20 protein-coding genes are annotated in these 21,637 nt (G+C 74.5%); 12 read left to right on the forward strand and 8 right to left on the reverse strand.

What is annotated here, in order from left to right:
- The first annotated feature begins 99 nt into the window (after positions 1-99).
- Entirely contained in the window at positions 100-1,539 is a 1,440-nt protein-coding gene (locus IF129_RS16660) for an LCP family protein (protein WP_450163464.1), read from the forward strand.
- A gap of 41 nt (positions 1,540-1,580) precedes the next feature.
- Here the strand turns inward: IF129_RS16660 and IF129_RS16665 are convergent, their stop codons facing one another.
- Complete coding sequence (locus tag IF129_RS16665; RefSeq protein WP_191210465.1) at positions 1,581-2,240, reverse strand: class-II aminoacyl-tRNA synthetase family protein; 660 nt, start codon at positions 2,238-2,240, stop codon at positions 1,581-1,583.
- Between the two features lie 106 nt (positions 2,241-2,346).
- Between IF129_RS16665 and IF129_RS16670 the strand changes: the two genes are divergently transcribed.
- The gene (locus IF129_RS16670; RefSeq protein ID WP_191210466.1) at positions 2,347-3,915 is read left to right on the forward strand and encodes an MFS transporter; all 1,569 of its coding nucleotides are present in this window, start codon (positions 2,347-2,349) and stop codon (positions 3,913-3,915) included.
- A gap of 9 nt (positions 3,916-3,924) precedes the next feature.
- Here the strand turns inward: IF129_RS16670 and IF129_RS16675 are convergent, their stop codons facing one another.
- Positions 3,925-4,365, reverse strand: a complete 441-nt coding sequence (locus IF129_RS16675; protein ID WP_191210467.1) for an ATP-binding protein — start codon at positions 4,363-4,365, stop codon at positions 3,925-3,927.
- Between the two features lie 186 nt (positions 4,366-4,551).
- Between IF129_RS16675 and IF129_RS16680 the strand changes: the two genes are divergently transcribed.
- The 10 genes from IF129_RS16680 to IF129_RS16725 all read left to right on the forward strand — a co-directional run bounded on the left by IF129_RS16680 (position 4,552) and on the right by IF129_RS16725 (position 15,329).
- Positions 4,552-5,340 (forward strand): hypothetical protein, encoded by a 789-nt coding sequence (locus IF129_RS16680; protein WP_191210468.1) that lies wholly within the window; start codon positions 4,552-4,554, stop codon positions 5,338-5,340.
- Positions 5,341-5,574: 234 nt separating this feature from the next.
- Positions 5,575-6,309, forward strand: coding sequence for a YcnI family protein (locus tag IF129_RS16685; RefSeq protein ID WP_191210469.1), 735 nt, complete (start codon positions 5,575-5,577; stop codon positions 6,307-6,309).
- Positions 6,310-6,435: 126 nt separating this feature from the next.
- Positions 6,436-7,128 carry an SCO family protein gene (locus IF129_RS16690; RefSeq protein ID WP_191210470.1) on the forward strand — a complete coding sequence of 231 codons (693 nt, stop codon included), beginning with the start codon at positions 6,436-6,438 and terminating at the stop codon, positions 7,126-7,128.
- The gene (locus tag IF129_RS16695) at positions 7,125-7,670 is read left to right on the forward strand and encodes a copper chaperone PCu(A)C (RefSeq protein WP_318153787.1); all 546 of its coding nucleotides are present in this window, start codon (positions 7,125-7,127) and stop codon (positions 7,668-7,670) included. The genes IF129_RS16690 and IF129_RS16695 overlap by 4 nt, the downstream gene beginning before the upstream one ends.
- 13 nt (positions 7,671-7,683) lie before the next feature.
- Positions 7,684-9,669: a copper resistance CopC/CopD family protein gene (locus IF129_RS16700; protein WP_191210471.1), complete on the forward strand. Its 1,986-nt coding sequence runs from the start codon at positions 7,684-7,686 to the stop codon at positions 9,667-9,669.
- Positions 9,656-10,993, forward strand: coding sequence for an iron uptake transporter deferrochelatase/peroxidase subunit (gene efeB / locus IF129_RS16705; protein ID WP_191210472.1), 1,338 nt, complete (start codon positions 9,656-9,658; stop codon positions 10,991-10,993). Before IF129_RS16700 ends, efeB begins: the two co-directional genes overlap by 14 nt.
- Positions 10,994-11,069: 76 nt before the next feature.
- On the forward strand, positions 11,070-11,999 hold the full coding sequence (pheA, locus tag IF129_RS16710) for a prephenate dehydratase (RefSeq protein ID WP_191210473.1): 930 nt from the start codon (positions 11,070-11,072) through the stop codon (positions 11,997-11,999).
- Between the two features lie 463 nt (positions 12,000-12,462).
- Complete coding sequence (gene serS, locus IF129_RS16715; RefSeq protein WP_191210474.1) at positions 12,463-13,740, forward strand: serine--tRNA ligase; 1,278 nt, start codon at positions 12,463-12,465, stop codon at positions 13,738-13,740.
- Complete coding sequence (locus tag IF129_RS16720; RefSeq protein WP_191210475.1) at positions 13,737-14,540, forward strand: HAD family hydrolase; 804 nt, start codon at positions 13,737-13,739, stop codon at positions 14,538-14,540. The genes serS and IF129_RS16720 overlap by 4 nt, the downstream gene beginning before the upstream one ends.
- Before the next feature lie 33 nt (positions 14,541-14,573).
- Complete coding sequence (locus IF129_RS16725) at positions 14,574-15,329, forward strand: SDR family NAD(P)-dependent oxidoreductase (RefSeq protein ID WP_191210476.1); 756 nt, start codon at positions 14,574-14,576, stop codon at positions 15,327-15,329.
- A gap of 73 nt (positions 15,330-15,402) precedes the next feature.
- Here IF129_RS16725 and IF129_RS16730 read toward each other — a convergent pair whose 3' ends face one another.
- From IF129_RS16730 to IF129_RS16755, 6 genes are all read right to left on the reverse strand, one after another.
- Positions 15,403-16,863, reverse strand: a complete 1,461-nt coding sequence (locus IF129_RS16730) for a dihydrolipoyl dehydrogenase family protein (RefSeq protein ID WP_191210477.1) — start codon at positions 16,861-16,863, stop codon at positions 15,403-15,405.
- A 60-nt stretch (positions 16,864-16,923) separates the two neighbouring features.
- Positions 16,924-17,841, reverse strand: a complete 918-nt coding sequence (locus tag IF129_RS16735) for an ATP nucleotide 3'-pyrophosphokinase (protein ID WP_263576240.1) — start codon at positions 17,839-17,841, stop codon at positions 16,924-16,926.
- Positions 17,842-18,057: 216 nt separating this feature from the next.
- On the reverse strand, positions 18,058-18,780 hold the full coding sequence (locus tag IF129_RS16740; RefSeq protein ID WP_191210478.1) for an ABC transporter permease subunit: 723 nt from the start codon (positions 18,778-18,780) through the stop codon (positions 18,058-18,060).
- 15 nt (positions 18,781-18,795) lie between these two features.
- On the reverse strand, positions 18,796-19,713 hold the full coding sequence (locus IF129_RS16745) for an ABC transporter ATP-binding protein (protein ID WP_191210479.1): 918 nt from the start codon (positions 19,711-19,713) through the stop codon (positions 18,796-18,798).
- A complete protein-coding gene (locus IF129_RS16750) occupies positions 19,710-20,639 on the reverse strand; it encodes an ABC transporter permease subunit (protein WP_191210480.1) in 930 nt (309 codons plus the stop codon). The genes IF129_RS16745 and IF129_RS16750 overlap by 4 nt, the downstream gene beginning before the upstream one ends.
- On the reverse strand, positions 20,629-21,600 hold the full coding sequence (locus IF129_RS16755; protein ID WP_191210546.1) for an ABC transporter ATP-binding protein: 972 nt from the start codon (positions 21,598-21,600) through the stop codon (positions 20,629-20,631). The genes IF129_RS16750 and IF129_RS16755 overlap by 11 nt, the downstream gene beginning before the upstream one ends.
- Positions 21,601-21,637: the final 37 nt, after the last annotated feature.

The following is a 21,637-nucleotide window of genomic DNA, read 5'->3' on the forward strand; positions in this document are numbered from 1 at the left end:
CGATGTGCGGCTGTCATGGCCAGGCCCGCCCGGCCGGGGCCCGAACCCCGGCCGGCTCTCCGGGCGTGGCAGGCCCCGAACGGCAGGAAAGGTTTGGACGTGGGTATACACAGCGCGTCCCGGGCGGCCAGGAACACGGCGGCCGCTGAGGGCGGTGCGCCGGAGGCCGGCCGCCGGGAGCGTCGCCGTGGCCGTAGGGCGCCACGTTCGACGCGCCGCCGCGTCCTGTTCTGGACGGCGGGAACGCTCGCGGCGCTGCTCGTCGCGGGCACCGGCGTCGGCGCCTACCTGTACCAGCGTCTGGACGGCAACATCCGGGGCTACGACATCGAGGACGACCTCGGCGACAACCGCCCGGCCAACCTGAGCCCGGGTGCGAAGAACATCCTGGTCGTCGGCTCGGACAGCCGTGAGGGCACCGGCGGGAAGTACGGCTCGGGCTTCGAGACCATGCAGTCCGACACGCTGATGCTCGTGCACATCGCCGCGAACCGCGAGTGGGCGACCGTCGTGTCCCTGCCGCGCGACTCCTGGGTGGAGGTCCCCTCCTGCGACCAGGGCGACGGCCGGCTGTCCAAGGCCCACCACGCGAAGATCAACTCGGCGTTCGCCATCGGCGGGCTGAGCGGTGAGGTCAAGGGTGCCCTGACCTGCGCGGTGAAGGCCGTGGAGCAGAACACCGGACTGCGCGTCGACCACTTCATGTCGCTGGACTTCAACGGTTTCAAGGGCATGGTCGACGCGCTGGACGGGGTCGAGGTCTGCCCGGAGCAGCCGATCCGGGACAAGAAGGCCAACCTCGACCTGGCGGCCGGCTGCCAGACGCTGAACGGCGAGGAGTCCCTCGGCTACGTCCGCACCCGCTACGGCGTCGGCGACAACAGCGACATCGGCCGCATCGGCCGCCAGCAGGACTTCCTCAAGACGCTGGCGGAGAAGGCCCGGTCCAAGCTCACCGACCCGAAGGCCCTCTTCGACTTCCTGGAGGCCTTCACCTCCAACCTCGCCACGGACCGGGCGATGGCCGGGATCGACCCCCTGCGCAAGCTCGCCACCAGCGTGCAGGGCATCCCCTCGGACCGGCTGACGTTCCTCACCGTGCCGAACTACCCCCGGGAGCTGGACCACCCCACCGACCGGGCGAACGTCGTGTGGCAGTACCCCCAGGCCGACACCCTGTTCACCCGCCTCGCGAACGACGAGGAGGTGGACAAGAAGGAGCTGACGGACAGCGCGGAGGAGAGCCTGGACGTGCGGCCCTCCACCACCCGGGTCCAGGTGCTCAACGGCACCGACACCCCGGGCCGGGCCGGTGAGGTCGCCGAGGAGCTGCGCCGCGCCGGGTTCCAGGTCGTCGCCACGGGCAACGCCGAGGAACCCGCGCAGGAGACGGCGATCCGCTACCCGCAGGGCATGGACGTCCACGCCGACGCCCTCGCCGGACGGCTTCAGGACGCGGCCGTCTCCGCCGACGACGCCACGACGCCCGGGTTGCTGACCCTCGTGATCGGCGCGGACTTCACGGGCCTGCGCGGCTGACCGCCCGCCCCGCCTCACCCCGCCTCCCCGCAGGACCTGCGCTACGCGTCGCGCAGGTCCTGCGGCGGGGAGGCGGAGGGCACCGGCTCGGCGCCCAGAGCGCGCCGGTACTCCAGGGCCTGCGCCTCGGCCAGGTACGGGGACAGCCGCAGCAGCACGCGTCCCGAGAGGTAGCCGCGCTCGGCCCTCGGCGGGATCCCGAGGGCGTCGCGCTGCAGCTGCTCCGCCCGGGCCCGCGCGGACGCGGCGTCCGGGAACACCTCGATGACGCCGCCGAGCGCCACGCTGCCGGGGTCGTTGTCGACGACGAGGCCGCCGTTGACCCTGCGGTCCTCGAACGTCAGCTTGCTGCGGTACCCGTCGACACGGCCGAGCAGCCGGTCCGGGTCGCTGCCGCGCGTCAGCGACCGGTAGCCCTCGACCGGCAGCCCGGCCCGCTTCAGGCGGCGCAGCGCCGCCTCGGCCTCCGCCGTCACGGGCGTGACGGACGGGGCGCGGCCGTCGGGCGACGAGACGGCGGGGGGCGCCGGGGCGTCCGGGCCGGTCAGCCCTGCGGGAAAGGCGGTGAGGGCGACGGCGGCGCCGGCGAGCACCAGCGCCGCGCCCACCAGCGCGGTCGCCCGACCGGCGCGCGTCGTGCGCGCCGGGCCCGTGGTCGGTGTCCCGGCGCCCGTCCGGCCCGTCGCCGTGCTGTCGTCCATACGCTCGTCACCACCCCTGCGCGGCCCGCCCCTTCGGCCCTTGGCAGGGTAATGCGTGAGCGGCCTCCCGGTGGCCCGACCGTGCCGGAGCGGAGATGATCCGCCTATGAGCGCACCCATCGACGGCCCCGCCCCCGCCGGTGCCCTGCGGCTCTCCGCGCGGCAGGGCCGCTGGGTGCTGTTCACCACCGTGCTCGGCTCGGGCATGGCGATGCTCGACAGCACCGTCGTGAACGTGGCCCTCCCGCGCATCGGTGCCGACCTCGACGCCGACCTCGGCGCGCTCCAGTGGACCGTCAACGCCTACATGCTCACCCTCGCGGGGCTCATCCTCCTCGGCGGCGCTCTCGGCGACCGCTACGGCCGGCGCCGTGTCTTCCTCGTCGGCGTCGTCTGGTTCACGCTGGCCTCGGTGCTGTGCGGGCTGGCGTGGAACGCGGGCGTGCTGATCGCGGCCCGCGCCCTGCAGGGGGTCGGCGGCGCCCTGCTGACGCCCGGTTCGCTCGCCCTCATCCAGGCCACCTTCCGCCCCGGTGACCGGGCGCGCGCGGTCGGCGCCTGGTCGGGGCTCGGCGGCGTGGCGGCGGCCGTCGGCCCCTTCCTCGGCGGCTGGCTGGTGGACGCCTTCGGCTGGCGCTGGGTGTTCCTGCTCAACGTGCCGCTGGCCCTGCTGTGCGTGCCGGTGGCGCTGCGGCACGTGCCGGAGTCGCGCGATCCGGCGGCCGAGGGGCGGTTCGACGTCGCCGGGGCCGCGCTGGCCGCCCTGGCGCTGGGCGGCGTCACCTACGCCATGATCGCGGCGCCGGAGGACGGGGCGTCACCCGTGGTCGTCGGGGCGGCGGTGGCGGGTGTCGTCCTCGGCGCCCTGTTCGTCCGGCTGGAGCGGCGCCTGGCGGCGCCGATGGTGCCGCCGGCCGTCTTCGCGTCCCGGCAGTTCACGGCCGTCAACGCGGTGACGCTGTGCGTGTACGCGGCGTTCGGCGGCTTCTTCTTCCTCTCCGTCGTGCAGCTCCAGGTCTCGCTGGGTTACTCGGCGCTCGCGGCGGGTACGGCGCTGCTGCCCACCACGGTCCTGATGCTGCTGCTCTCGGCACGGGCCGGGGAGCTGGGCCAGCGGATCGGGCCGCGCATCCCCCTCACGCTCGGACCGCTGCTGTGCGCGGCCGGCATGCTCCTGATGGTCCGGGTCGGGCCGGGCGCCTCCTACCTCACCGACGTGCTGCCCGCGCTGCTGGTGCTCGGCGCGGGCATGGTGCTGCTGGTGGCCCCGCTCACGGCGACGGTGCTGGCGTCGGTGGACGTCGCCCGCGCCGGGCTCGCCAGCGGCGTCAACAACGCCGTCGCCCGGGCGGCCGGACTGCTCGCCGTCGCGGCCCTTCCGCTGCTGGCCGGCATGGGGCCCGACTCCTACCGCGACCCGGAGGTGTTCGACGCGGCCTTCCGGCGCTCGATGGTCTACTGCGCGGTCATCCTGGTCGCCGGGGCGGTGCTCGCCTGGCTGACCGTCCACCGCGACGTGCTGGAGACGGGCGACCACGCGCCGGACGCGGCACCGGCCGGAGAGCACCCGTGCACCGCCGAGTGCCGGACCCACTGCGGTGTCACCTCACCACCGCTGGACCCGGGCTCCCCCGGGCCGCCGCCGGAGCGGGACCACGCGCCGGACCACCGGTGAACGCCCGCCTCAGGCCGAGAGCAGCGGCGCGTCGTCACGCCACTTGAGGATCTTGTCGAAGGTGACGACGGCGCCCTCCTCGGGACCGTTGCGGAAGCGGACGCGGTCGGCGAGGGCGTTGATGAGGAAGAGGCCGCGGCCGTGCTCGGCGTCGTGCGGACCGGTGACACCGGCCGGGAAGGCCGGCGGCACGAAGCCGGGGCCGTGGTCGGTGACCTCGATCCGGCAGATCTCGCCGTCCAGGTACGCCGTGACCTGGTAGTCCCCCGCGTGGTCCGGGCCGCCGCCGTGTTCGACGGCGTTGGCGCACGCTTCGGAGAGGGCCAGGGACAGTTCGTACGCGATGTCCGGTTCGACCCCGGCGGTTTCCATCGCACCGAGCAGCAGGCGCCGCGCGAGCGGCACGCTCGCGGCCTCACGCCGCAGGTGCAGAGACCACCAGATGCTCATGCTTCAGCCTCCTGGCTGCGGCTCGACGAACCGAGGCTTGACATACGGATACGTATTGCCCTTCTCAGCGGACCGTAAGCATGGGCGTCGCGGCACAACGCTCATTCGGCCGATGTCGCGCCGGAAGGGTCCAAACGGACCCTGCGCCCCCCGCCGCACACCCCCTGGTGAGATGATGTGCCCGCCATGGGTGTGCCCGTCGCGCGCGCGAGCGCCGATCTGCGACTGCTGAGGGCCGCGGTGTTCACCGCGGCCTGTGTCGCGCTGTCCTCGGCGGGGCACGTACTGGCCGCCGGCGCGACGCTTCCCGTGTGGACGTTCGGCGTCGCCACCGCGCTCGTGTTCGCCCTCGCGCTGCCCCTGGCCGGGCGGGAGCGCTCCCTCCCGGGGATCGCCGCCGCCCTCACGGCCGGGCAGGTCGGACTGCACCTCCTCTTCTCCACCGCACAGGACCACCCACCCGCGTCGGGCGGCCCGCCCGTCGGCGAAGGCGGCCTCGCCGCCCTCGCCCGGAGCGTCCTGTGCAACGACGCCGAGGCCGGGCCGATGACGGCCACCGAGGCCCGTCGGGTGCTGGACGACGCGGGGCTCGGCCCGATGGCCGCCGCCCCGGGGCCCGGCGCCGGCGCGGCACCGGCGGACCACGCGACGACCGCCCTCCTCGACCTCCTGTCGTGGCCGATGCTGGGCGGGCACCTGCTGGCCGCGCTGGCCGCCGGATGGCTGCTGCGGCGCGGCGACACCGCGCTGTGGCGGCTGCTGCGGCTGTCGGTGACGGCGGTCGACGGCCTGCTGCTGCGCTCCCTGCGGGCGGCCCTCGCCTGGCTGCGCGGCTCGGCCCGCGCCGTGCCCGCGGCCCCCGGCCGTCCGGTGGGGAGCGCCCACGACGACGTACCGGCCGAGCCGCAGGTACTGCGGCACTCCGTCGTCCGGCGCGGCCCGCCGGACTCCCCCGGCTACGCGCTCGCGGCCTGACGCCCCCTTTCTGACGTCCTCTCTGGTTCCTCCCCGTTCGTCAGGCGGTTTTCCGCTCACGAGATGACGGACTTCACGGATGGGGCGAGCGGAACGGCGTGCGCGCGCGTACGTTCACCGTTCTCCTCGTGCCCGGCCACCGCCGCCCGGCGGTGGGCCCTTCGAGGCCGTGCCCCCGGGGCGCGTCCGCGCACGCTCCCTTCCACCGTCTTCGTCTCTGGAGTGTTCCCCTTGATGAACGCAGTCCCGCGCCGCTTCGCCGCCGCTGCCGCCCTCGCCTCCGCCGCCGTCCTCGCCGCGGCGGGCCCGGCCCTCGCCCACGTCACCGTCGACCCCCAGTCCGCGCCCGGGGGCGGCTACGCCACCGTCAACTTCAAGGTGCCCAACGAACGCGACGACGCCTCGACCGTGAAGCTGGAGGTCACCCTGCCGACGGACCACCCGCTCGCCTCGGTGATGCCGGAGCCCGTGCCGGGCTGGAAGGTCACGGTGGAGGACGGCAAGCTCGAGAAGCCGATCGAGATGCACGGCGAGGAGATCGACGAGGCGCCCAGCAAGATCACCTGGACGGCGGACGGCGACGGCATCGCGCCCGGCACCTTCCAGCGGTTCCCCGTCTCCGTCGGCCGCCTGCCGGAGGACGCCGACCGGCTCGTCTTCAAGGCCGTCCAGACCTACGACAGCGACGAGGTCGTGCGCTGGATCGAGGTACCGGAGGAGGGCGGCGAGGCGCCCGACAGCCCGGCGCCCGTCCTGAAGCTCACCGCGTCCGAGGACGGTCACCACGGCGGCGGCTCCGACGGGTCGTCGGACGCCGACGACGCCGAACCGGCCGCGGAGACGTCGGCCGCCGACGACGGGGGCGACGGGACGGACTCCACCGCGCGCGTCCTCGCCGTCGTCGGCATCGTCGTCGGCGTCGGCGGCCTCGCGTACGGCGCGTTCGCCGGGCGCCGCCGCAACGCCTGACGGACCGTACGCCCCCGGGGCGGCTCCGGTCCGGCCCGGCGACGGGCCGGACCGGGGCGCCCGCCCCGTCCCGCAGCACCGCACCTCCCCGGCCCACCGGCCGGGGGACGACCCGAGGAACATCCCATGCACAGCAGCTCCACCCCTTCGCGCCGAGGACGCCACCGCCGCGCCGGCGTCGCGCTCGGCACCGCCGTCGTCCTGGCTCTCGGCCTCGCCGCCTGCGGCGGCTCGGACGGCGACGCCGGCGAGGACCGGTCCGTCGCCGAGGTGTCCGGCGCCGCCGACACCGAGCAGGGCACCGTGCTCAGCAAGCCCTTCGACAAGCCCGACCTCGTCCTCACCGACACCGGCGGCGAGGAGTACAGCCTGGTCGAGGAGACGGCGGGCAAGCCCACCCTCATCTACTTCGGCTACACCAACTGCCCCGACGTGTGCCCGCTGACCATGGGCAACATCGCCGTCGCCGAGTCCCAGCTCGACGCGGAGCAGCGGGAGGACCTCCAGGTCGTCTTCGTGACCACCGACCCCGAGCGGGACACCCCCGAGGAACTCGGGTCCTGGCTGAAGGGCGTGGCGCCCGGAGCCGTCGGCCTCACCGGCGACTTCGCCACCATCCAGGCCGGTGCGCGCAGCCTCGGCATCAGCATCGAACCGTCGACCGTGAACGAGGACGGCGAGGTCGAGTCCATGCACGGCTCGCAGGTCCTCTACTTCTCCCCCGAGGACGACAGGGCCCGGGTCCTCTACACCGAGGACGTGCCGCTGGAGACCTACGAGAAGGACCTGCCCCAGCTCGCCGAGGGGAAGCTGCCGTGACCCGGGCGAAGCGTCTCCGCACGCCGACGGCCGCCGCGCTCGCCCTCGCCGGCTCGTTCGTCCTCTCCGCGTGCGGGTCCTCGGGGCCCGCGCCGAGTGCGGTCGAGGGCAGCGCGTACATGCCCGTCCCCGTCACCGGGAAGCTCGCCGCCGGGTACCTCACGCTCACCAACGACGGTGACGAGGCGGACGCGCTGACGTCCGTGACCAGCGACCTCTCCGACGACATCACGCTCCACCGCACCGTCGACAACACGATGAAGCGCGTGGAATCCCTCACCGTCCCGGCCGACGGGCGGCTCGAACTGAGCAGGGGCGGCAACCACCTGATGTTCGCGGACCTCGAGCGCAAGCCGAGTGAGGGCGACACCGTGACCGTGACACTGCACTTCGAGACGTCCGACCCCCTCACGCTGGACGTGCCGGTGAAGGCCGCCACCTACCGTCCGGCCTCCGAGGAGAGCGGCTCCGGCGACACGGGAGCGGCCCCCGAGGACCACGGAGACCACGAGGACCACGGAGACCACGGAGACCACCAGTGAGGTCCTGCCGACGATGACCACCGCCCTCCCGCCGCGTCGGCGTCCCGCCGCGCACCGGCGCCTGCTGCTCGGCCTCGCGCTCGCCTGCGCCACCCTGCTCGCGTCGCTGGCCTGGGCCGCTCCGGCGGCTGCCCACGCCTCGCTGGTCGGCACCGACCCGGCGGAGGGCTCGGTCCTCGACCGGGCACCCGAGGACGTCTCGCTGACCTTCTCCGAGGACGTCGCCCTCTCCGGCGACGGCGTGCGGGTCCTGGACCCCAACGGGGACCGGGCGGACAGCGGCCGGGTGACCGAGTCGGCGCCGCGCACGTTCGACGTGGACCTGACCCCCGGCATCCCCGACGGCACCTACACGGTGGCCTGGCAGGCCGTCTCGGCCGACAGCCACCCCATCGCCGGGGCGTTCACCTTCTCCATCGGCGCGCCGTCGGAGACGAGCGTCAGCCTGGCGCAGCGGCAGCCCGGCACCGGGCCGGTGGGACTGCTCTACGACATCGCCCGCTACGCGGCCTACGCGGGCTTCGTGCTGCTCGTCGGCGGCGTCGCGTTCGTGCTGACGTGCTGGCCCGGCGGGACGGGTGCCCAGCCCGTACGCCGGGTCGTCGTCACCGGCTGGGTGACGCTGCTGCTGGCCACACTCGCCCTGCTCCTGCTGCGGGCCCCGTACACCACGGGGGGCGGCCTCACGGACGTCCTCGACCTCGGCGGCGTCCGCGCCGTGCTGGACACGAAGACGGGCGCGGCCCTCGTCTCCCGGCTGCTCCTGCTGGGGGCCGCGTCGCTGTTCGTCGCCGTCCTGTTCGGGTCGTACGCCCGGCTGCGCACCGTCTCCGAGGAGCCGGCGCGGGAAGAGCGGGAGGAGGAGCGGGAGGAGCGGACGGCACGGGAGGCCCAGGCCGAGAAGGACCGGCGGGACCTGCGGTACGGGCTCGCCCTCGGCGGCGGCGTGGTCGCGGTCGGGCTGGCGGCGACGTGGGCGCTGTCCGAGCACGCCTCCACCGGCATCCAGACGGGCGTCGCGATCCCCGTGGACATCGTGCACCTGCTGTGCGTCGCCGCGTGGCTGGGCGGACTGGCCGCGCTCGCCGCGACGCTGCGGTGGGGCCCGCCGGTGCCCCGCGCGGCGGTGGCGGCCTTCTCCCGGCTGGCGTTCGCGAGCGTCGTGCTGCTCGTCGTGACGGGGCTGTACCAGTCGTGGCGGCAGGTCGGCGGCTGGTCGGCGCTGACGTCCACCGACTACGGACGGCTGCTGCTGGTGAAGGTGCTGCTCGTCGCCGTCCTGGTGGGCGTGGCGGCCGGTTCCCGGCGCTGGACGGCCCGGCTCGGCGACGCCCCGCCCGAACCGGCGGACGAGGCCGGTGCCGAGGCCGGTGCCGAGGCCGGTGCCGAGGCGACGGCCCGGGACGGGGGACCGCCGCCCGACGCCGTCTCCCCCGAGCGGGCCGCGCAACTCGCCCGGCAGCGCGCGGCCGTGGCGACCGCACGCCGCAGGCGCGCGAGGGACGCCGACCCGCCCCGCGCCGCGCTGCGCCGCTCCGTGCTGGCCGAGGCAGGGATCGCCGTCGTGCTGCTGGCCGTCACCACCGGGCTGACCGGGACGGAACCGGCCCGCACGGCCGCCGGGGGCACCGCGCCCGGCGCGGCCGGGTCCGTCGCGGTGAGCGTCCCGTTCGACACGGGCGGCCCCGACGGCGCGGGGACGGCGGAGGTGCGGCTGGACCCGGGCGGCCCCGGGGAGAACACACTGACCGTCGACACGGACGTGTCGGCGGTGGAGGTGCGCGTCGCGCTGACGCTGCCCTCCCGGGACATCGGCCCGCTCACCGTCACGCCGGAGGCGTCCGACGGCACCGGACTGCGCTGGTCGGCGCCGGACGTCCAGGTGCCCGTCGAGGGCGAGTGGGAGATAGCCGTCACCGTCCGCACCTCGGACGTCGACCAGGTGACCGAGAAGAAGACCGTCACGATCGGCCGAAGCGACACTCATGACCACACGTAACGACAGCACCCCCGAGAACCCCGAGAACCCCGAGAACCCCGAGACCTCCGAGAACCACGAGACCGGCCACACAGCCGGGCACGGCGGCCCGCACGTCACCCGGCGACGGCTCCTCGGGACGGCCGGGGCCGCCGGAGCGGCCGGTCTGGCCGTCGGCGCGGCGGGCGGCGCCCTCGGGCACGCGGCGACGCGGGAGGCGGCGCCGACGGCGCTGAGCAGCGTCGGCCGCGCGGCCTACGCCTTCCACGGGCGCCGCCAGCCCGGCATCGTCGAGCCGTTGCAGGCGCACGGCCGGCTCGTCGCCTTCGACCTCGCGCCGGGGGCCGGTCGCCGTGAGGCGGCTGCCCTGCTGCGCCGCTGGTCGCGCGCGGCCGCCGAGCTGATGGCGGGCCGGACGCCCGAGGGGACGGGCACGGGGAGCGCGCTGGACGCCGGGCCCTCCGCGCTGACGGTCACCTTCGGCCTCGGGGCCTCCTTCTTCGACCGCACGGGCCTGGCCGACGCCCGGCCCGCCGCGCTCGCGCCGCTGCCGGAGTTCTCCGGCGACGCGCTGGACCGGCGGCGCTCGGACGGCGACCTGTGGGTGCAGATCGGTTCCGACGACGCCCTCGTGGCCTTCGACGCCCTGCGCGCCGTCGAGCGCGCGGCCGGTGACGCCGCCCGCGTCCGCTGGCAGATGGCGGGCTTCAACCGGACGCCCGGCGCGACCGCGGAGCCGCGCCCGCAGCGCAACCTCATGGGCCAGGTCGACGGCACGAACAACCCCGTGCCGTCGGATCCCGACTTCGACGAGCGCGTCTTCGTCCCGCGCGAGGGCTCCGGCGACCGGCATCCGGCCTGGATGGCCGACGGCTCCTACGCCGTCGTCCGCCGCATCCGGATGCTGCTCGACGACTGGGACCGGGCTCCGCTCGCCGAGCAGGAGAGGGTCATCGGCCGCCGCCGGTCCGACGGCGCGCCCCTGTCCGGGGGCGGCGAGCGGACCCCGGTGGACCTGGAGAAGCGCACGGCCGACGGCACGCTCGCGATCGCGACCGACGCCCATGTGCGGGTGTCGGCCCCGGAGACGAACGGCGGTGCCGCGATGCTGCGCCGCTCGTACTCGTACCACGACGGCCACGACGGGGACGGCGTCCCCGACGCGGGACTGCTGTTCGTCGCCTGGCAGGCGGACCCGGTGCGCGGCTTCGTGCCGGTGCAGCGCAAGCTGGACCGGGGGGACGCGCTGTCGGCGTTCGTGCGGCACGAGGCCAGCGCGCTGTTCGCCGTGCCGCCGGCCGCGCCGGAGGGCGGCTACGTCGCCCAGCCCCTCCTGGAGGGCTGACGCGCGGCGCCGACCGGCGCGCACGGCGGGTGAGACGGCGGCCCACGGGCGCGTCGGCTGCGCCTACTCTTGCGCCATGTCACCTGCCAGCCGCTACACCTATCTGGGCCCCGAGGGAACCTTCACCGAGGCGGCGCTGCGCTCGCTCCCGGAAGCCGCGACCCGCGAGCTCGTCCCCATGGTCTCCGTGGCCACCGCGCTGGACGCGGTACGGGCCGGGGAGGCGGCCGGGGCGCTCGTCCCCATCGAGAACTCGGTGGAGGGCGGCGTCACGGCGACGCTGGACGAACTGGCGTCCGGCCGACCGCTGATGATCTACCGGGAGGTGCTGCTGCCGATCGCGTTCGCGCTGCTGGTGCGGCCCGGTACCGGGCTGGAGTCGATCAAGACGGTCACCGGGCACCCGGTGGCCCAGCCGCAGGTGCGCAAGTGGCTCGCCGCGCACCTGCCGGAGGCCGGCTGGGAGTCGGCCGCGTCGAACGCCGACGGTGCCCGGCTGGTGCAGGAGGGCCGTTACGACGCCGCGTTCGCCGGTGAGTTCGCCGCCGCGACCTACGGCCTGGAGCCCCTCGTGCGGGACATCCACGACACGGAGAACGCCGTGACGCGGTTCGTGCTCGTGGGCCGCCCGGCCCGGCCGGCCGCCCCGACGGGCGCGGACAAGACGTCGGTGGTGATGTGGCTGCGCACGGACCACCCGGGTGCGCTGCTGGAAGTGCTGCACGAGTTCTCCTCGCGCGGCGTCAACATGATGCGCATCGAGTCGCGTCCCACCGGTGAGGGCATCGGCCGGTACTGCTTCTCGGTCGACTGCGAGGGCCACCTCCAGGACCGGCGGGTGGCGGACGTGCTGATGGGGCTGCGGCGGTCCTGCCGGGAGGTGCGTTTCCTCGGCTCCTACCCGCGCGCCGACGAGGTCCGGCCCACGCTGGAACCCGGCACGACGGACGGGGACTTCACGGCCGCCGCGGACTGGGTCCAGCGGTGCATGGACGGCCGGGGCTGAGTCGGGCCGCCGGAGCGCGGGAGTTATCCACAGGTCGGGGTGTCCTTCCTGTGCATAAGTCGACACCGGCGCCCGGCGACACGGGGGCGGTCGCCGCGTCACGCCGTCGAGCGGTCAAGACGACACCCGCCCTTCACCTGATGCAGTGAGGCACGTCACGCGGAAACCGCCCGCACGGGGAGGGGGCTCGGGTTTGCCCGGCGAATAGCCCGAATTGCCCGGGTAATTCGACACGGCCAGCCCCGTGATTCCGGCCCACAAACTCCATCCCCTCATTTCCACAAGCTGTTCGCGCACCCTGTGGATATCCCCGAGGACCCCGCGTGACCTGTGGATAAGCCGTCACGGAAGCTTCACGCCCCACACCGGGGCCATGCGTTGCAAATCCATGGAAAACGGACGAAAAGTCGGCACGTTGGATATCGGTTGGGGGCCGCCGCCCCGGCGCCGGTAGCCTGGGGTGGTGATCGACCTTCGCCTGCTTCGTGAGGACCCGGACCGTGTGCGCGCCTCCCAGCGCGCCCGAGGAGAGGACGTCGGCCTCGTCGACGAACTCCTCGCCGCCGACGAGCGGCGCCGGTCCTCCAGCGTCCGCTTCGACGAACTGCGCTCCGAGCAGAAGCAGCTCGGCAAGCTCGTCCCCAAGGCCACCGGCGACGAGAAGGCCGAGCTGCTGCGCCGGGCCGGGGAGCTGTCCTCCGCCGTCAAGGCCGCCGACGCCGAGCAGAACGAGGCCGTCGCCCGGACGCAGGAGCTGCTGGGGCGGCTCGGCAACCTCGTCCACCCCGACGTCCCGGTCGGCGGCGAGGACGACTTCACCGTGCTGGAGACGATCGGCACCCCCCGCGACTTCGCGGCCGAGGGCTTCGAGCCGAAGGACCACCTCGACCTGGGCAGGCTGCTCGGCGCGATCGACGTGGAGCGCGGCGCGAAGGTCTCCGGCTCGCGCTTCTACTACCTCTCGGGCGTGGGCGCGCTGCTGGAGCTGGCTCTGGTCAACGCCGCCATCGCGCAGGCCACGGCAGCCGGTTTCACCCCGATGCTGACGCCCGCCCTCGTCACCCCGCGCGCCATGGAGGGCACCGGCTTCCTCGGGCAGGCGGCCCAGGACGTCTACCACCTGGAGAAGGACGACCTCTACCTCGTCGGCACCTCCGAGGTCCCGCTCGCCGCCTACCACATGGACGAGATCGTGGACGCCGGGAAGCTGCCGCTGCGGTACGCGGGCTTCTCGCCCTGCTTCCGCCGCGAGGCCGGCACCTACGGCAAGGACACCCGGGGCATCTTCCGCGTCCACCAGTTCGACAAGGTGGAGATGTTCTCCTTCGTCGCCCCCGAGGAGGCCGAGGCGGAGCACGCGCGCCTGCTGGAGTGGGAGAAGCAGTGGCTGACCTCCCTCGAACTGCCCTTCCAGGTCATCGACGTCGCCACCGGCGACCTCGGCGCCTCCGCCTCGCGCAAGTTCGACTGCGAGGCGTGGATCCCCACCCAGGGCAAATACCGCGAGCTGACCTCCACGTCCAACTGCGACGAGTTCCAGGCCCGGCGCCTCGGCGTGCGGATGCGCGACGGCAAGCAGGTGCGCCCGCTGGCCACGCTGAACGGCACCCTGTGCGCCGTCCCCCGGACCATCGTCGCGCTGCTGGAGAACCACCAGCGCCCGGACGGTTCGGTGCGTGTGCCGGAGGCGCTCCGCCCCTATCTGGGCGGGCGTGAGCTGCTGGAGCCCGTCGCCCCGTGAGCTTCCCCTACGGGCTCGTGGCGACCGACCTCGACGGCACCCTGCTGCGCAGCGACGAGACCGTCTCCCCGCGCACCCGTGACGCCCTGGCCGCCGCCACGGCGGCCGGTGCCGCACACCTGGTGGTCACCGGCCGCTCCGTGCCCTGGACGCGCCACCTCCTCGACGCCCTCGACTACCGGGGCCTCGCCGTGTGCGGGCAGGGCGGGCAGGTGTACCACGCGGGCGAGCACCGGCTGCTGACGTCCGTCACGCTCGACCGTCGGCTGGCCCGGCTCGCGGTGGAGCGCGTCGAGGCCGTGACCGGGCCGCTGCTGCTGGCCGCCGCACGGGACGGTCTGGACGGCGAGGTGCTGGCCACGGCCGGCTACCGCGTCCTGCCCGGGCCGCTGCCGGTCCGGGCCTGCCCGGACCGGGACGAGCTGTGGGCGGCGCCGCTGGCCAAGCTCTACCTCCAGCACCCCGAGCTCTCCGACGACGCCCTGGCCAAGGCGGCCCGGGAGGCGGCCGGGGCGCTCGTCGGCGTCACCGTGGCCGGGCCCGACCTCGTCGAGCTGCTGCCGCCGGGGCTGTCGAAGGCCACCGGCCTGTCGCTGGCCGCCCGGCGGCTCGGCGTCCGGGCCGCCGGGACGATCGCCTTCGGCGACATGCCGAACGACGTGCCCATGCTCCGCTGGGCCGGCTACGGCGTGGCCATGGCGGACGCCCACCCCGACCTGCGGGACGTCGCCGACGAGGTCACCGCGTCCCACGACGACGACGGCGTCGCCCGCGTGCTGGAACGCCTGCTCGCGCTCTGAGGTTCCCCGGCTCCCTGACGCTACGCTCACGCCATGACGCGGACAGTGGTGATCAGCGGAGGCGGTAGCGGCATCGGGCTCGCGACGGCGCGGTGCTTCGCCGCGGAGGGCGACCAGGTCGTCCTGGCCGGGCGGCGCCCGGACGTCCTGGACGAGGCGGTGCGGCGGGTCCCGGGCGCCCTCGCCGTCCCGGCCGACCTGGCCACGGCGGCGGGCGCGCGGCAGGTGGCCCGGGTCGTGGCGGCGGAGTTCGGCGCGGTGGACGTGCTCGTGCACAGCGCGGGCGGGAACGGCGGCCGAGAGCCGGAGCCGGCGGACCTGGACCGCACGGACCCGGTGGCCGGCGCCGAGCACGACTGGACGCTGAACTTCCGGCTCAACGCGCTGACCGCCGTGCTGCTCACCGAGGCCCTGCGGTCCCGGCTGGCCTCCCCCGGCGGCCGGGTGCTGTTCCTGTCCTCCATCGCCGCCTACCGGGGCTCCGGCTCGGCCGCCTACGCGGCGAGCAAGGCGGCGCTGCACCCCTACGCCTTCGACCTGGCCCGCACCCTCGGCCCGCGCGGCGTGACGGTCAACGTGGTGGCGCCCGGGTACGTCGAGTCCACCGAGTTCTTCGGCGAGGGCCTGTCACCCGAGCGGCACGAACACCTCGTCGCGGAGACGTTCACCGGGCGGCCCGGGACGCCCGGTGACGTCGCGGAGACGCTGCACTGGCTCGCCTCGCACTCGGCCGGGCACATCACCGGGCAGGTCGTCCAGGTGAACGGCGGGGCGCGGCTCGGGCTCTGAGGGCGCCTCGGACGTCCCCGGGCCGCCTCCCGCGTCCCCGGGGGCCGCCCCGACCCGCGCCTCCGGCGCGGCGTCAGCCCCGGTAGCCCTCCAGCAGCTTCAGCCACACCTCGCTCATCGTCGGGAACGCCGGTACCGCGTGCCAGAGCCGCTCGACGGGCACCTCGGCCGCGACGGCGACCGTCGCGGCGTGCAGCAGCTCGCTGACGCCGGGCCCGACGAACGTCACGCCCACCAGCACCTGGCGGTCCTCGTCGACGACCATGCGGGCGCGGCCCCGGTAGTCGTCACCGAAGAGGGAGGCGCCCGCGACGGCACCGAGGTCCTGGTCCACGGCCCGCACCCGCAGCCCGGCCGCCTCCGCCTGGGCCGCCGTGCGGCCCACCGACGCCGCCTCGGGATGGCAGAAGACGACCTGCGGGACGGCGTCGTGGTCGGCGGTGGCGGCGTGCGCGCCCCAGCGGTCGCTCTCCAGCAACGGCACACCCGCCGCACGGGCGGCGATGGCGGCACCGGCGATACGGGCCTGGTACTTGCCCTGGTGGGTGAGGAGCGCGCGGTGGTTGACGTCGCCCACGCCGTACAGCCAGCCCCCACGCACTCCGCCGACGCGGCAGGAGTCGTCCACCTCCAGCCAGTCGCCGGGCCGCAGACCGACGGTGTCGAGGCCGATGTCGTCGGTGCGGGGCTCGCGCCCGGTGGCGAACAGGATCTCGTCGACCCGCAGCTCTCCCCCGTCGCGCAGCCGGACGCTGACCGGGCCGTCCGGGGCGGTCCGCGCCACCTCGGCCGCTTCGGTGCCCAGCCGCACGTCCACCCCGGCCCCCCGCAGCCCCTCGGTGACGTACTCCCCGACGAAGGGCTCCATCCGGTCCAGCACGCCCGTGCCCCGGACGAGGAGGGTGACGGACGAGCCGAGCGCCTGCCAGGCCGAGGCCAGCTCGACGGCGACGGGCCCGCCCCCGACCACGGCCAGCGCGTCCGGCACGCGCGAGGCGGACGTCCCCTCCCGGTTGGTCCACGGCCGCACGCCCGCGTCGGGGCTCTCGCCACCGCTCCCGGCCCGCGCGAGTCCGGGGAGGCCGGGGAGCTTCGCCCGCGTCCCGGTGCAGACGGCGACCGCGTGCCGCGCGGTCAGCGTGCGCCGCCCACCGCGGGCGTCCTCGACCGTCACGCGCCGGGGGCCGTCGATGCGGCCGTGACCCCGCAGGAACTCCGCCCCGGTGGACTCGACCCACCGGACCTGTCCCGCGTCGTCCCAGTGCGCGACGAAGGAGTCGCGACGGGCGAGGACCGCGCCCGCGTCCAGCCGTCCCCCGGCGGCCTCGCGGGCTCCCGCCACGGCGCGCGCCTCGGCCAGGGCGGCGGGCGGGCGCAGCAGCGCCTTGCTGGGCATGCAGGCCCAGTACGAGCACTCGCCTCCGGCGCGTTCGTTCTCGACGAGCGCCACGGACAGGCCGGCCGCGCGAGCCCGGTCGGCGACGTTCTCACCGACCGGGCCCGCGCCCACCACAATCACATCGAAGTCGTCCATTCCGCCATCATGGCCGCATCGGGCCCGTACTGCGGGGACGACCGCGCTGGTGACGGTCGCTCAGGCGGGCTGGGGCACCCGGGGCGGCCGCGTGTGCGCGGGCGCCGCCAGCTCCTCGGCGCCCTCCGGCACCGGGACGGCGGCGAAGATCCGGCTCTGCCGCTCGGCGAGTTCGGCCTTACGCTGCGGCGAGGTGCTGGGCAGCCGCTGCTCCTCGTAGAGCGGGTGCGTCACCGTCGCGGCCTGCTTGCCGGCCGGGGTGTGGAACTGGACCTCGTAGGTGTGACCCCACATGGGCTCCTTCCAGGCGGCGTTGACGCCCTGGTAGGTGGTGCGGTCCTTCCAGGTGTTGGCCCAGCGCACGTTCTCGTGTCCCCAGTCGACGAGCAGGTGCGAGGCCGTCCGGACGCCCTCGGTGTAGGCGTGGTCCTCCCACTGGAAGGTGTAGCGCACGGAGTCGTTGAGGTCGGCCAGGGCTTCGTGGACGGTCTGGTCGGGGTCGCCCGCCAACCAGGTGGCGATCTTGCGCTTCGTGGAGTCCTCGGACTTGAGCCGCTGGTCGAGACCGACGAGCTCCGCGCCCGTCCACGCGGCGACGGTGCGCAGCTGCGGGGTGAGGGTCTTCTCGGCCCGGGCCGCCTCGTCCAGGAACTCCTCGACGGCGGCGTTCTCCCGGGCGTCGAGGTGCAGGTCCCCCTGACGCCAGCCGCCCCCCTCGGCCGGTGCGGCCTCGGGCCGGGGTGCCGGGGTGGTGTCGATCGTGTCGGTGGGGCCGCCGACGGGCAGCGGCCCGGCCTTGAGCGCCGGGCCGAGCAGCGCGCCGGAGGCGGGGGTTCCGGCGGAAGCGGCCGGTGCGGCCAGGGCGGTGGCACCCGGAGCGGCGGTCAGGGCGAGGGCGGCTGCGAGGACGGCTCCGGCGACGGCGCGGGCGGCGGGGCGCAGCAGACCGGAGGTCGGGGCGGGGGACGGAGTAGTCATCGGCGTACATCCCTACGGTGGGGAAGCAAGTGCGCCGCGTACAACTCCGCCCGCCGCCGTGGCGTCACGGCCCGTCCCTCCGACGGGCGGTCAGCCCGACCTGAACGGCGGAGGGGCTGGGCGCCGCCGTGGCCGTGCCGGTTGCCGTGCCGTCGCCGTCTCCGTGGTGGGACGTGGGTGGGTGCCGCTGGTTTCACGTGAAACCAGCGGCGCTTCTCACTCCTCGCCGGCCAGCGTCAGCACCTTGAGCCGCTGTCCCGCGTACCAGGTGCCCGCGACCGTCACGACGGCGATCAGGACGGCCGCCGGGCCGAGACTCACGTCGGCGTCGAGGCGAACGCCGCTGGCCACGACCTCGTCGGCCACCGCCAGGCCCCACTGCTGCACGCTGAGGGTGCGGGCGCCGGGCATGAGCGAGCCGATCAGGGTCTCCCACAGCAGCGCGTACACCAGGCCGAAGACCACGGCGTGCCGGGTGACCGTGCCGAGCAGCAGGAACAGGGCGCTGTAGGCGAGGGAGGCGAACAGGGCGGCGAGGGCGAACGCGACGGCGATCTGCTGGTCGCCGCCGACGAGGATGAACCCGGCCAGCAGGACGGGCAGCGCGGAGAAGGCCATCGTCACGGCGACCGCCACGACGAGCTTGGTGACGATGATCGTCGGCCGCTTCACCGGCTTGGACAGCAGGTAGACGATGGAGCCGTCGTCGATCTCCGGTCCGATGGCCCCGGTGCCGGCGATGACGCCGATCAGGGGCACCATCGTGGCGAGGGCGAAGCCGCTGAGCAGGTTGACGGCGACGTCCTGGTCCGCGAGGTCCATCACGCGCACGACCGTGGCGATGAGGAGCAGCAGCGCGGGGAGCACGGCCAGCAGGGCGGCCCGGCGGCGGCCGAGCAGCGCCCGGTAGGTGAGCCGGGCGACGGTGGGATCGTACATATCGCGGGCTCCTAGCTAGGCCGAGACGAGGTAGGCGAAGACGGACTCCAGCGACTCGTCCGAGGGCGAGACGGTCAGGAGCCTGATGTCGTGGGCACGGGCGATGCGCGGCAGTTCCCGCGTGAAGCGCGCGAAGTCGATCGCCTGGACGCGCAGGGCCCGTTCGTTCCAGTCGAGTTCGATGCCGGCCGTGGAGTCGTCGGCGATGAGGGCGGCGGCGAGGGCCCGGTCGTCCGTGGAGCGGACCAGGTAGCGGTGCGGCCGGTCGGTCATCAGACGGCGGATGCGCCGGAAGTCGCCACTGGCGGCGTGCCGCCCGGCGACGATGACCTCGATGTGCGCGGCGAGCTGTTCGACCTCCTCCAGGATGTGGGAGGAGAACAGCACCGTGCGGCCCTCTTCGCCCATGCGCCGCAGCAGGGTCATGAGCTGCATGCGCTGGCGCGGGTCCATGCCGTTGAACGGCTCGTCGAGGAGCAGGACCGCCGGCTCGTGCACGAGCGCGGAGGCCATCTTGACGCGTTGCCGCATGCCCTTGCTGTAGGTGTCGATGCGCCGGTCCTGGGCGTACTCCATCTCGACGGTGGCCAGGGCGCGACGGGACGCGGCGCCGGGGTCCGGCAGGCCGTGCAGCTCGGCGTTGGCGCGGACGAACTCCTCGCCGGTGAGGAAGTCGTACATGCCCTCGCGCTCGGGCACGATGCCGATGTGCCGGTACACCCCCTCGTTGCGCCAGATCGTGGCGCCGTCGAGGGTGACGGTGCCGACGGAGGGGGCGAGGAATCCGGCCATCATGGAGATGAGGGTGGACTTGCCCGCGCCGTTGGGGCCGAGCAGGCCGGTGACGCCCGGTCCCACGTCCATCGTCACGTCGTTGACGGCGACGACGTTCCCGAACCAGCGTGAGACGTGGTCGATGCGGATCGTGGTCACAGTCCGGCCTTCCGGTAGCGGGCCATCAGGACGGCGTACGAGCCGGCCACGAGGGCGAGGACGAGGAGGAGGTAGCACAGGCCCGCCGCGTCGCTCGGGACGACACGGCCGGGGAAGTCGGAGGGCGCGCCGAGGAACTTCGCCTGGAAGCCGGACATCAGCGTGCCCGGTGAGGCCAGCCCGAGCCAGCCGACGGCCGCCGTGCCGTCGCCCCCGCTCTCGGAGGCGATGAACTGCACGGTGGTCACGGCGAAGTAGGGGATCGTCAGCACCGCGATGATCGCGGCGACACCGAAGCCGCGGCGCGGGGTGAGGGCGGCGACGACGAGCCCGATCCCGGCGTAGACGAGGGAGAGCACGGCGACGGAGACCAGGCCCAGCGCGAGGTCGCGCGTCTGCTCGGCGAAGTCCAGCTCCCCCAGCAGCGCCCCGGCGTACAGCACCAGCAGGGGCACGGCCGTGAAGACGAACAGCGCCGCCGCCATGGCCGCGTACTTGGCCAGGACGTAGTCGACGCGCTCGATGGGCCGGGAGAAGTACAGCGGCACGGTGCGGAAGCGCAGGTCCCGGGAGACGGACTGCGGGGCCATGGCCGCCAGGTAGAGGCCGATCACGGGCGCGAGGAAGGAGGCGTAGGCGCGGTAGTCCACCGGCAGTTCATCGACCCCGGTGGCGATGGCCACGGCCACGACGACGAGGGCGGGCACGCACATGATCCCGAAGAGGAGCATCGGCGTGACCTTGGAGCGGGCGGACCGACCGAGCCCGTAGCCCCCGCGCAGGGACTGGGCGAACAGCGAGCGGCGGGCGTAGCCCCGGCCGAGCCGGGCGCCCTCGTAGGAGCGGTAGCCGATGTTGTGGATGCTGGCGGCGTGCCCGGGGGTGTCGCTCGTGCCGCCGCCCGGGTGGGTGGGGTCAGCCTGCATGGCCGCTGCCTCCCTTCGTGTCGCTGTCGTGCTGCTGGAAGACCTCGGCGATGTGGTGCTGGCGCTGCTCCATGCGGACGAGGCCGAGGCCGAGGTCGGCGACGGCGTCCCGCACCAGGTCGTAGGTCTCCTCCCCGGCCACCTCGACGAGGAGGACGTGTCCGGCGCCCGGCAGGCCGCCCTCGGCGGAGGCCGGCCGCGCGGCGATCCCGGCGGTGGTGAGGGCGGCCAGGAGGGCCGCCCCGCCGTCGGGGTGGGCGTCGGTGTCGGTGACCTCGACGGCGAGCGCGGCCGTGGCCTGCGTGAAGTCGGAGGTCGACGAGGAGCGCAGGAGCCGTCCGCCGTCGACGACGACCACGTGGTCGCAGGTGCGCTCCAGCTCGCCGAGGAGGTGCGAGGTGACGAGGACGGAGATGCCGAAGTCGGTGTGGACGCGCCGGATGAGGTCGAGCATGTGGTCGCGGCCCACCGGGTCGAGGCCGTTGGTCGGCTCGTCCAGCAGCACCAGGCGCGGATCGTGGACGAGGGCCTGCGCGAGTTTGACGCGCTGCTTCATGCCGGTGGAGTAGCCGCCCATCGGACGGTAGCGCTCCTCGTAGAGGCCCACGTGGCGCAGGGTGTCGGCGGTGCGTTCCCGGGCCGCCGTCGGGGGCAGCCCCGACATGCGCGCCATGTGGACGACGAACTCGGTGGCCGAGACGTCGGGCGGCAGGCAGTCGTGTTCGGGCATGTACCCGACCCGCTCCCGGATGGCCGGCCCTTCGGTGGCGACGTCCAGGCCGAGGACCCGGGCGTCCCCCTCGGTGGCCGGGGAGAGGCCGAGCAGGATCTTGATGAGTGTCGACTTGCCCGCGCCGTTGGCCCCCACGAGGCCGGTGACGCCCGGGGTGATGTCGACGGTCAGGCGGTCGAGCGCGGTCACCCGGGGATACCGCTTGGTGAGGCTCTGGGTCACGATCACAGTCACGGGCCCGACGCTATCGGTGGTGTGGGGGCGT

The sequence above is a fragment of the Streptomyces chumphonensis genome, assembly GCF_014779715.1.
GTDB classification, from domain to species: Bacteria; Actinomycetota; Actinomycetes; order Streptomycetales; family Streptomycetaceae; genus Streptomyces; species Streptomyces chumphonensis.